We start from the raw sequence: 9,564 nt of genomic DNA, 5'->3' as shown, positions 1-9,564 counted from the left end.
GCAGCATCGATAGCGGCCTGCTTTACGTCAAAAAGTTTTACCGCAAGGTTACCAATCTCCCTGCTCTGCGCCTCTGACGCATCACCTGACGCTGCAATTTGAGCTGCGAGGGCTGCAGCGCTGCGGGCACCATTTTTATTTGCCTCTTCAAGAACTGCTATTTCATTACCAAGCCGCTCCATGATTTTGGCTGCATTGCTCGCATCATCCGCAGCCCTTGCAATCGACTTGCCAGATTTATCAGCAGATTTTTCAAGCCCGGAAAAGTTATCGGCGGCTTTACCTGCGCCATCACCCATTCCGTCAAGTGACTCAATGGCTTGTCGGCCAGCCTGAAGTAATGGGGCTATATCAGCGCTTACTGTATAGACGATGCTACCGGCGTCTTTCTCACCTGCCATGTCATTCTCCGGTTATTGCTTTGCTTTTGCCCTGCGCGCAGCCTGTTTAGCCAGGTATTCGTCGGCGATGCTGTCGTACTCATCGCGTGTGAAACCTTTTTGATCGGGATATTTCGCCGCCAGCAGCATCTGAAATTCGGTCATCGTTAACTGCGAGGCTTCGGCGCGGTTCATGCCAAAGTGGCTACGTGCCGCACTGATGTAGTCGAAGGCCTTAAACTCTGTAGTGCGCTCACCAGTCTCATGGCGCTGCAGCTGGCGAACCTTTGCCTTTCCGACGACACCGTGCTGCATGAGATGCTGAGCCAGTACGATGATGTCGTTCTTCGGCATCTGGCCCGGGCGGTAGACGACGCAGTGCCGCCACCCTTTCCACTCGCCGATCATTGGCGTCAGATCGCTCTCACAGCACGCCTGTAAAACATGCATACACGTTGATAAAAGCTTTTCAGCAGCTCGGTTGAATGATGGTGACAGCCATTCAGGAAAACGCCCCAGCGTGCCTGCGCACACCTCAATGAGCTGAGCGACATCATTGCCGTGTATGGTGGCGTACGCCTGCACAATCTCTTCAGGAGTGCCGATCCTCGTCATAGCCTCGAATGAAGGACGCAGCAGGTAATCTTTCCCGCCATCACGGCTGTCGCTGATGGAGATTTCGCCAATATCGGTTAAAGCGGTCATAGGCATTCCAGTAAACGGTCATTATCAAGGGCAGCACGCCGCCCTTTGGAATGTCCGTTAGGTAACGGTAACCGTATGTACGGCCACAAAGTTGCCGTCTTCGGTGTTGATGATGATCTGCGCGCTGCCGGTGGCGACACGCGTCACGGTAACGGTGTTGCCAGAGGCGGTGGCCGTTGCTTTGGTCGCATCGGTAGTCGCTACAGTGAAGTCTTTGTTGGTTGCGCCGGTTGGTGCGATATTCACCGTGAAGGTGCTGGTACCACCCGCAGTTCCGGTGCTGGTAGTCGGGGTTACCGTCACGCCAGTCACAGCGACCGCGGTGATTTCGTTCACTTCGATGGTGCTCGCGTCGCCGACTTTGAACTCAGTCGAGAAAGTGACGATGTCGTTGGTACCGCCGTCTGAGCTCAGCGCCGTGATGTTCATGTAGCCGATGAATTCAACCGGGCCATATTCCATTCGCACCCAGATACCCGTTTGACGCTTGGCAGCAAGCTCGTCAGCAAAGTACTTAATGAATTTTCCGACGCCGTACTGATCCAGCTTGTCCTTCTTGCGTACTTCACCTTCAAAACTGAAAGTAAGATCACTGTTGGTGATGATGGTCTCGACATAGCCGCCGCCGTCATCCGCATCAGAGGTAACCGAGTTCGGGTTGAAGTCGAAGCCTTTCGACGTACCAGCAGCCAGCGCCTTCCACTCAGATTCAAGTGGCTTGACGTCCGGGCAGCCATCGGCGACTTCCAGCACGACCGCACCGCCGAACAGGCGCTCGTTCGAGTTCTGGCAATTAGCCATGTGAAACTCCTCTTTGACGTATAAAAGAAAACCCGCCGAAGCGGGTTATTTGGTTGGGAATGGCTAGTCGCCAAACGTGCAGGCAAATTGCAATCGGAAGACTATTCGCCCTTCTTCTGTGAGCACCGGCGCGGGAATTGCGCCCATGTTCTGGATGTAGCCGACGCACTCGTCAACCATGGGGTTTGCCTGAACGTAATCGACGATGCGCTGCACAGCGTTGAGCGCGTCTTTGCGCTTATCTTTCGCGCCGACAACGTCGACCAGGACGTGATACTCAGAGCCGAGGTCCGTGCGGATATTCGAGCCTCCGTTAGGCCTGAACACCATGATCGCCTTCGAAAGGTCTCCCGGGTCGTCATACATCAACTGCTGCACCGTGAAACCGGTAGTTAGCCCGGCGTCGCCGAACATGTTGCGCACCCGCTCGTGCATCATGGGTGTCATAGCGAAAGCTCCTTGCGCATCACCGCATCAACGTTATCGCGCTCGTCATTTGCGCCTTTGGTCAGAAATTGCGGCTCACCATGCGGATCCCAGTAGTTGCCCTTTTCGGTACCGCCGCCGAACTGCTGCCCGGAACGGGTCGTGCCGAAATGAGCGCGCGGCTGGCCTTTCAGCTTGCCTGAGGCTTCGTGCACGTATGCGGCATAGTTGGCTGAGTAACCGATGCGCCCGGTGATGAGAACCCCGCCAGCGTCGATTTCTCGGAACTGGCTGTTAATCAGCGTAGAGGTGTCGATCGGGGTGTAATAGGCCGCCCTGTCACCGATGAGAATCATCGCCGACTGCAACGCGCGAATGACTTTGCGCCCCTTGACGTCGTTGATGACATCGTTCAGGTGCTTCTTCGCCTGGCTGATGCCTTTCACTTTGATGCCCATGGCTACACTCCCGTAAGGATGGCGTAATCATCCGCCAGCCGCTCGAACGTGTCGGCGTAGCGGATAACCTGCCGCACCTCGTCGGCACCGGCCACAACAGGGTCCGCTTCGGTCGATACGCCAATCAGCAGGTAATCACCCGCGGCCGCCAGCGCGAACTCGCTCCAGACGGTGTTCTTCACGACGATTTCGGAGCCCAGACTGGCTAACTTCTTGCTGAGCCCGCCCTCGTAATCACAGAGGATTTGCTCAGGCTCGGCATAGCCCAGCGAATCGCCGTATTCGTCATTGCCTTCCAGTTTGCGCCAGATGGTCGCCGTGGCAGTGTATGACCAGTTAGCTACCGATGACATCAGCCCTCCTTCCGGCGCAGAACAACCGTCACGTGTCCACCATGGCCTTTAAGCCGCTCACTGCGGTTAATGGTAGTTGGTGGTATGAACGAGCTCATGACGCCCTCGCCAACACGATAAATCCTGCTGTTTTTCAGTAATCCACCTAGTTTCATTCCTTCCACCTCAGCACCTTCGCACCAGTAGCCCGGATGCGCGGGCAGTTAATGAACCACTCGCCATCTGATTTAACGTAGCCGGTAGTCTCCCGCCCGGTGTCGGTCATCACCCATACGCGGGTGAACGAGCGCGGCAGCCAGTGCTTAACAGATTTGTACGTCATGACTCTGCACCAACCACTGTGAAACCGGTAAGCTGTCCGTCATCGTCATACATGGCTGCTGCGTAGCCTGTTCCGGGCTTAGCCATGGCATTCACGAACCCGACCAGCCCCATGGTGATAACTCCATCTCGAGACTGAGAGCAAACGAATGGAATATCGCTACCGAGGAACGCGTCGTTGCATACCACCCGGTGATTGATCAGGTCAGCAGTAGCCACACGGTCAGTAGCGAATAACTGGTTCAGCAGCTCGGCAATTTGTCTTGCTTCCAACATGTTATTTACTCCCATTACACATGCAGCCGCCCTTCCCGATCCAGATACCAGCGAATGCCGGGGCGGCGGTAGGGTCAGAAGGAATTAGGGAAGTGGCGCAGCCGTACTTATCCAGCCCACGCAACAGATTCACTGACGCTTTCCAGCGGTCCGTGAACGACTGATACCGGAACGAGCGAGACGCTCCGCTTGGAGCCGTCTGGCTGGAGATATATTTATCCCCCTGCCCGAGACCCATAAGCGCCAGCAGATAGAGCTGAATCAGCAGCGCGGTCGATGCAGGATAATGCGCATCGAGACACTCCTGAATGCTGTTAGCCTGGTCTACGAGAGCCTGAAGAACAAAATCGGGAATGGTAATTCCCTGGCTCTCCAGATACTCCTTCGCCTGTTCGAGAGTTACCATTATCGACTCCGTGAAATACCCCGCCGGAGCGGGGCATAAAAAAACCGCCTTAGCGGCGGCTGTTATTCAGCAGGGAAAAGCTTTTCGAGTTCGCCATCAGGCAACAACTCACTGAGCTTTTCAGCACCCAGGTTGCCTTTAAACTCAATACCCAGCTCAGTAAGGCGGCCCTGAATAATCTCTTTGCGAGATTTCTCACCGGTACCGGCATCAGGCGTAGACGGGGTAAGTTCTCCGCCTGCCTCACCATTCATGAGACGGACGTTAGAATTCAGCGCAGGGTGAAGCTCTTTCAACTCCACCACGTCGCCAACCTTTACGCCGAACCACGGGCGCACAACTTCGTATTTAGCCATGTTGTTCCCTTACGCAAGGTTAGCGCCGTAGACAACTCCAGACAGGCCCTGATCGTCTGCGGTGATTTGCAGACCTTCAGCAGACATAATCTGGAAGTTGTAGTTAACGTTAGGCAGTGGACGCGGCAGCGGAACAACGCCTACAGCCATACCCACTAGTGGAGAGATCACGTCACGGCGACGAACGTACGCGATAAACTCGTTACCGGTCAGCGCGAAGCTCATGCGGATTTCTTTCACCGGCGCGAACGGCAGGACAGCCTGCAACACAGTGCCGCTTACAACGCCGTTAACCACGTACGGCTGCGCCAGGTTTGCCCAGATTTCTGGAGAAACCCACATCACATCGTATGAGGCGACTTTGTTAGTGCGCGCGGTGGTGCCGAATGCGCCTTTACCGAAGAATGCAAAGATCGCGGTCATGTCAGCGGTGGTCAGGTCGATGTTCGCACCACCAGCACCAGACCCGAGGTTAATCTTCTTGGTGTTGCGGTGGTTCTTGATGCCCTGCGCCGGGTAGGACTGAACCTGAATTTTTGAATCGCCGTTCAGGTAGTAGTTGACGCGTTTCTGGTTGAACTTGCGCATCTTCGCCATCTGGGAGTCCAGCACCAGGTCAATGCCAACAGAGTTCAGGCCAGCAGCATGACGCCAGTTTACACCGTAACCAGCAGTGAACACCGGAATCGGGTCGCCATCGCTCGCGTAGTCAGTGTGGTCGAATGAGAACGGCGCCTGCCCATCGATGCTTACCGACACGTCATCAGCAATGTCGCCAACTACGTTATACAACTTGGCGGTTTTACCGACCGGCAGCACCGTCTGAACGCCGATCAGGTCGTTCACGATTTCCATGCCGACTTCCTGATCGCGCAACTGCAGCACCTGGTTGTCAATCTCAGCCCAGAAGTCACGGGAGAAACCGCCAACGGCGTTACAGGCCAGCATATCAGGCGTCATGATTGCGCGGTTAGCTGCAATGATGGAATCGTTCTGGAGGTTCCACATGTTGCGGTTTGCCCACAGTTCGCTCCAGTGCCCGCTGAGGCGGGAGTTAGTCGCCAGCGTCTCTTTAGAGAAGTACATATGTGTTTGTCCTTTTGTTACGCGCCAGCTGCGGCGACAGTGCCAACGCGCATGCGCACGCGAATGAAGTCGGTAGTGCTGGCTGCGATGGTGTATTCATCCTGGCTGTAGCCGATCACTGAATCAGTGTCTGAGGTAGCAAGGGTGAACTGACCAGACGTTCCCAGCTTGATCGGGCTGTCTTTCTTATAAGCGCCAGGCGCACACAGCAGCGCCAACTCACGCCCTTCCTCGACGTAGTTACCGACAGCAGAATCACCGGCAGGGATTGATTCGGTGATGGTTAATCCCTGGTGATAACCAACATCGATGATGTACAGGCGGCCGGTTAGCGCAGTGGCCTGGGCGAATTTATCGGATGAGTTGATGGTTGCGGCGGTTCCCGGAAGCAGCGCTGCAGCCGTGGTTCGGGTTTCGGTCTTGTACAGAGACTGACCGTCGATATTAACGCGACGATAACGAGGCATTATTCCGGCTCCTTATTTGAAGTATTCGGCAGCAGAAGGCGCGCCGGTTTCTTTGTGCTGCTGTGCATTGTTGGTGCCCAGCGGAGCAGCTTCGCCCAGTGACTTAAACATCGCGTCCAGGGGCTCTCCTGAAAGCGCATTCGCGACGATATCGCCATGCACCTTAGCTACCGCCTCACGCTTGGCTTTCTCTTCAGCACGCGAATTGGCGGTCAGGGTTTCCGCGAGTTGATTCTGATTGGCCTGCAGCGCATCAACCTTTTCCGCGAGAGGCTTGATAGCCGCTTCAGTATTGGTCGCAACAGCCTGGCCGATCATGCTGCCGATTTGTTCCAGTTCTTCTTTGGTTAAAGGCATGTCGCCCTCCGTTTTGTGGTTTGGTGCAGGCTGTTCCTGCGGTGTGAATAGAGCTTTGAATTTGTTGGCCACGACGGCCACCCACGATTCCTGACGCGTCACTGCGGTTCCGGTATCGTCGATAGTGATCTTTTCGCCATCGGCGGAATAACCGTAAACCTGAGCATCACCGCCATTTCGCACGATAACCACCTGCGAGTCAGTGAAGTCAGCAACCCAGGCGTATTCATCCGCGCCCGCCGCAAACTTCGCTTTGGCCGCCCGATCGAGACGCTGCTCTCGCTCCCGGTAGGATTCACCCACCAGCGCGCCAGAGTTCGCCTTAAGAGGCTGAGCCAGATCGGCGTTAACCATCAGGCCAACACCTTGCTCCGGAGTAGCCGCTCCAACTTCGTGCAGCAGGATCGCGTCATGGTCCATGCCGTGGATATCAGCTACCCACTCAGCACCCGTTGCGCGCTGCTGATCGTTCGGTTCAAGCTGGTCGAGGAATGCGGCAACACTGGTATGAATCGGCGGAACGTCTTCGCCGCGCTCAATGGCAGCAACGCGATCAAGTAGCTCTCTGCCACCTTCCGACTCGCTTGCACGGGCCACATCAACCCACTTTTCGAGGTATATGCGATTACCGGACTTCTTAACGTTGCGGTTCCATGCGCCGATATGGCCTGCGTTAATCCCCTCTGGGGAGAAAGCAGATACGAACTGACCGTTAACCTGAGGATGCCCAAGCGGTGCCAGGGTGCCCTCCAGCCCCTTATAGTGGGCGTCGATTTGCTCTTGCGTGTACAGCCCGCCATTCATGACGACGTTCGCCGGAAGTGTGTAACTCGGCAGCACCAGATGCTCGCGACCGTTGTATGTTTCGCGCCGGATAGACTGGCTGTTCACCTTCGTGGTGATGTTGACCTGCATAGGCATAGTTATTTCTCCGCCCAGGCGTAACCACGCGCCTGCATCGATTTATATTCCTGTTTGAGTTTCGTGATGGTGTCCGGGTATTCCGGCTTACCGTCCGCATCCACCAGCACCGACTGCTGGCTGCATTTGCAGTTGATGGAGTTCCCATCCTTGCTGTACCAGTCACGAACCTCTTCATTGGTGTAGAGATTGGCGTGGCGCACTGCGTGGGTATGTCGGGTTGTCGGTGACAGTGCCGAGATATGAACCAGAAGGGTTTTAAGGCCGTAAAGGTCATTAGCCTCCTGGTCTTCATCCCACTTAGCCCGGCGCAGCGCGGTAGTCACTTCAGTGCGCGCTATTCTGTTCGCCCTGCGTTTCTCAATACCGGTCTGGTCTGTCAGGTTTCGGGCAATATCCAGCGGGTTAAGCCCTCGCCCTACTCCATCAGTAAGCACGCGCGCCATATCGCGCTTAACATCAGCAGTAAGCCCCTTCATTTCCTCAAACACACGGGCATGCACCAACGCCATGCGTTGCTGATACGGGTCGCTTGCGAGGATGGATGCTAACGACTCACGACCAGCGGCGTAAACCGGCGACTGCTGGCTGAGGTTGTAGAACGACTGCCCGGTCCCTTTCTCCGAAGCCAGATCGATGTACTCATAAAACCACAGGTCGTAATCGCCACCTTCAAGCAGCACCTGATCAACCAGGTAACTGGCATCGTTCAGGATGATGGATAGCAACGTTGGGTTTAGCTGGTATTCGTATCTGGCGTTTACTGCGAGGGAGGAAGGTATTTTGTCGAGTGCTGATTTGTACGCTTTGCCAATTTTATTCATCCGCCTGGCGAAGTCTTTCATTGCCCGGCGTTCCAGCGAATCGGCTCCGGTCGGATCCTGATAGTTACGCGGTAGAATCGGTGGCTTCGTCTTCTTCGTTGCCATCCTCTTCTCCTAACGGCTCTTCGTCGTCATTATCATAACCAGCAGCTGTACGAATCTCTTCACGGCTGAATGCTGGTTCGTCACCGCTGCCCTGCATGGTCTGGTTAATCTCTCCCATGGTCTTAGCGTTGGTGAGTTTCTCAGTACTGGTCTGTTCGTTAAGGTCATCCCAGATAACAGCCTTCTGGCTGACTGAGTCTACGATTTGCAGATCGATAAGCTTGTCGCAGAAGTCCTCTATTTCGAAAGAGAGGTCTACGCGTCGCGACTGACAACGAGCATTAAAGTATTTCTGGTCTTCGGTGCTGGAGCGCTCGGCCTGCTGATTACCAACCAGAATGCGCGTCGGGATATCAACTCCTGCGGCGGCTGTTTGCAGGTTTACGTTATAGGTCGCTGACGGATCCGCTACAGCAGTGACCAGTGGCGTGACTGTGGCCCCTTGGGTTGTCATCAGAACATCGTTACCACGGTTCATTTCCCCGGCAACTTCGTTAAACTTATCCTGCAACTCGTCAATGCTCACGCCATAAAGAGACGCGAGATTGTTGAAGTCGATTTCCTTCTCAAAGTTGACATTAAGCTGGCGAGCGGCGTTCTTCAGGAATGACTCCCCAGACCCGCCCTCTACTTTCTCCAGACTCACAAAGGCGTTATATGCTGGCTCAAGAAAGCCAATAGCATCGTCAGAGTAATCACCAAGGATGAAAACGCGATCGGGGTGGATATTGACGCGGCGACTTGAACCATTCGGCAAGCGTTCGGCGTACTGCCACATCTTCGGTTGTCCGTACGTCTTCGAGTTCAGGCCGGTATCCCACTCGCTCACCGTGAGCGATCCAGCCCATGCCACAGATAATTTCTGAAGTCCTCGCCCCTTTGTAACCGGAAGGTTCCAGTCTTTTTCGTCGCGTACGTGCAGAAGGATGCCTGCATAACGTCCGACAAGACGGCGGCGATCCGCCTCAGAGAATGAGCGCCAAAACCGGTTGTTGAATACCTGCTTGGACTTTTTCTCCCATGCTGTTTCGTCTTCGCTCTCGTCGTTATCGTCACCTTCGATAATTTCCGGGTTGGTCTGCCAGCACTTGCCCACCAACTTCTCTACCGCTCCGTGGGCTATGCCACCGCGCCGATACAGGGAATAAAGGTTTTCGTAGGTAATCTGCTCAGGGAAGCCATACTCACACCATGCGGAATGGCGCTTATTGTCCAGCCCCATCGTCGGTGCCATCAGCCCCATACGGGCGCGCGCCATCCGCGCATCGTTCAACGCATGGTTGACGGCGAGAGTTAATTTGTCAGTCATTGTTTGTCCGTTG

13 protein-coding genes are annotated in these 9,564 nt (G+C 55.1%); all 13 read right to left on the bottom strand.

The window, feature by feature from the left end:
* Positions 1-413: 413 nt before the first annotated feature.
* On the bottom strand, positions 414-1,085 hold the full coding sequence (locus FDW96_RS24140) for a DUF6246 family protein (RefSeq protein WP_137366457.1): 672 nt from the start codon (positions 1,083-1,085) through the stop codon (positions 414-416).
* Positions 1,086-1,142: 57 nt separating this feature from the next.
* A complete protein-coding gene (locus tag FDW96_RS24135) occupies positions 1,143-1,886 on the bottom strand; it encodes a phage tail tube protein (RefSeq protein ID WP_109174253.1) in 744 nt (247 codons plus the stop codon).
* A gap of 63 nt (positions 1,887-1,949) precedes the next feature.
* Positions 1,950-2,333: a hypothetical protein gene (locus FDW96_RS24130; protein ID WP_137366456.1), complete on the bottom strand. Its 384-nt coding sequence runs from the start codon at positions 2,331-2,333 to the stop codon at positions 1,950-1,952.
* Positions 2,330-2,770, bottom strand: coding sequence for an HK97 gp10 family phage protein (locus tag FDW96_RS24125; RefSeq protein ID WP_137366455.1), 441 nt, complete (start codon positions 2,768-2,770; stop codon positions 2,330-2,332). Before FDW96_RS24125 ends, FDW96_RS24130 begins: the two co-directional genes overlap by 4 nt.
* 2 nt (positions 2,771-2,772) lie before the next feature.
* Positions 2,773-3,123: a hypothetical protein gene (locus FDW96_RS24120; protein WP_137366454.1), complete on the bottom strand. Its 351-nt coding sequence runs from the start codon at positions 3,121-3,123 to the stop codon at positions 2,773-2,775.
* Positions 3,124-3,441: 318 nt separating this feature from the next.
* Positions 3,442-3,720 carry a hypothetical protein gene (locus FDW96_RS24110; protein WP_137366452.1) on the bottom strand — a complete coding sequence of 93 codons (279 nt, stop codon included), beginning with the start codon at positions 3,718-3,720 and terminating at the stop codon, positions 3,442-3,444.
* Between the two features lies 1 nt (position 3,721).
* On the bottom strand, positions 3,722-4,126 hold the full coding sequence (locus tag FDW96_RS24105; protein WP_137366451.1) for a hypothetical protein: 405 nt from the start codon (positions 4,124-4,126) through the stop codon (positions 3,722-3,724).
* Positions 4,127-4,188: 62 nt separating this feature from the next.
* The gene (locus tag FDW96_RS24100; RefSeq protein WP_137366450.1) at positions 4,189-4,482 is read right to left on the bottom strand and encodes a hypothetical protein; all 294 of its coding nucleotides are present in this window, start codon (positions 4,480-4,482) and stop codon (positions 4,189-4,191) included.
* A 9-nt stretch (positions 4,483-4,491) separates the two neighbouring features.
* Positions 4,492-5,568, bottom strand: coding sequence for a major capsid protein (locus tag FDW96_RS24095; RefSeq protein ID WP_137366449.1), 1,077 nt, complete (start codon positions 5,566-5,568; stop codon positions 4,492-4,494).
* A 17-nt stretch (positions 5,569-5,585) separates the two neighbouring features.
* Positions 5,586-6,035: a hypothetical protein gene (locus FDW96_RS24090; protein ID WP_137366448.1), complete on the bottom strand. Its 450-nt coding sequence runs from the start codon at positions 6,033-6,035 to the stop codon at positions 5,586-5,588.
* A gap of 12 nt (positions 6,036-6,047) precedes the next feature.
* Complete coding sequence (locus FDW96_RS24085) at positions 6,048-7,313, bottom strand: hypothetical protein (RefSeq protein ID WP_137366447.1); 1,266 nt, start codon at positions 7,311-7,313, stop codon at positions 6,048-6,050.
* A 2-nt stretch (positions 7,314-7,315) separates the two neighbouring features.
* Entirely contained in the window at positions 7,316-8,242 is a 927-nt protein-coding gene (locus FDW96_RS24080) for a phage minor head protein (protein ID WP_137366446.1), read from the bottom strand.
* A complete protein-coding gene (locus FDW96_RS24075) occupies positions 8,202-9,551 on the bottom strand; it encodes an anti-CBASS protein Acb1 family protein (RefSeq protein ID WP_137366445.1) in 1,350 nt (449 codons plus the stop codon). Before FDW96_RS24075 ends, FDW96_RS24080 begins: the two co-directional genes overlap by 41 nt.
* Positions 9,552-9,564 lie beyond the last annotated feature (13 nt).

This window comes from Citrobacter sp. TBCS-15 (assembly GCF_005280815.1).
Lineage (GTDB): Bacteria > Pseudomonadota > Gammaproteobacteria > Enterobacterales > Enterobacteriaceae > Citrobacter > Citrobacter werkmanii.
This window is presented reverse-complemented; position numbering and strand designations above follow the sequence as displayed.